This is a genomic window from Rhizobium sp. 2YAF20 (assembly GCF_052114685.1).
GTDB lineage: Bacteria > Pseudomonadota > Alphaproteobacteria > Rhizobiales > Rhizobiaceae > Rhizobium.
In genome coordinates this window covers 1-705 of sequence record NZ_JBFRFF010000132.1, presented here as the reverse complement: position 1 = coordinate 705, position 705 = coordinate 1, and the positions used below count along the sequence as shown (strand labels likewise).

2 protein-coding genes and 1 pseudogene are annotated in these 705 nt (G+C 57.0%); 2 read left to right on the top strand and 1 reads right to left on the bottom strand.

What is annotated here, in order from left to right; all coding sequences use genetic code 11:
* A pseudogene (locus AB4Z52_RS36255) lies at window positions 1-197 on the bottom strand (ribbon-helix-helix protein, CopG family); the annotation flags it as partial.
* 118 nt (window positions 198-315) lie between these two features.
* Here AB4Z52_RS36255 and AB4Z52_RS36250 point away from each other — a divergent pair.
* Together AB4Z52_RS36250 and AB4Z52_RS36245 are read left to right on the top strand one after the other, a co-directional pair.
* Window positions 316-513, top strand: coding sequence for a hypothetical protein (locus AB4Z52_RS36250; RefSeq protein WP_442222621.1), 198 nt, complete (start codon window positions 316-318; stop codon window positions 511-513).
* Window positions 510-705: hypothetical protein (locus AB4Z52_RS36245; protein WP_442222620.1), on the top strand; the 196-nt coding region annotated here is incomplete at its 3' end. The genes AB4Z52_RS36250 and AB4Z52_RS36245, both read left to right, overlap by 4 nt.

Genomic DNA, 705 nt, shown 5'->3' with positions numbered 1-705 from the left:
GCCGTGTTTGGTTCCGCAGCCGGCATCGGGCGACTGATCGCCTGAGCCTCCTCGATATATCGATAGGCCTGACGTCGAGACAGTGCAAATTGGCGCGACAACGACATGGCAGCCTCCGTCACACTCAGCCCACGCGCGAGTAACCCATGGGCAGCGTTGATCCGTTCGGTCTTCTGCAGTTCGGTCGAGCGCGACATTTGACATATATATATTACCTTTTAAGACGCAAATCAAGTAAAGAACGAGAACGATCAAGCCCAATCACTCGATCAAACTCGAAGTTACCTTTTGCGTTCGGGGCGTGATCGGACCACCTTGTGGCGTCCCCATCGTCCGTTTGTGCACCACGCCCTCATCCATGATGCCGCTGTTCAGATAGGCCCGGATCAACCGGATGACCCCGGCGTCCTCGATGCGCTTCTGAAGGCGATCGATCAGGATGTCGTGATCGACCCGGTCAAAGGAAGACCCGACACACTACCCACCACCGAGACCTTCCTGACACTGTTATGATAACGCGCAAGAAGCATGCGTTCGAAGGATTGCAGCTGATTGTGATCGGTGGTCTGACGCGTAGAGGGGTCTCGCTGCTTCTCGTTGTTCTGCCGGATGGTAGCCGCTCTCTCGTACCCGTTGCATGGACGGACTGGATGGCAGACAGCGCCGCCACGGTTTCATCATCCCCACGCGACGGTCGCGCCGAGA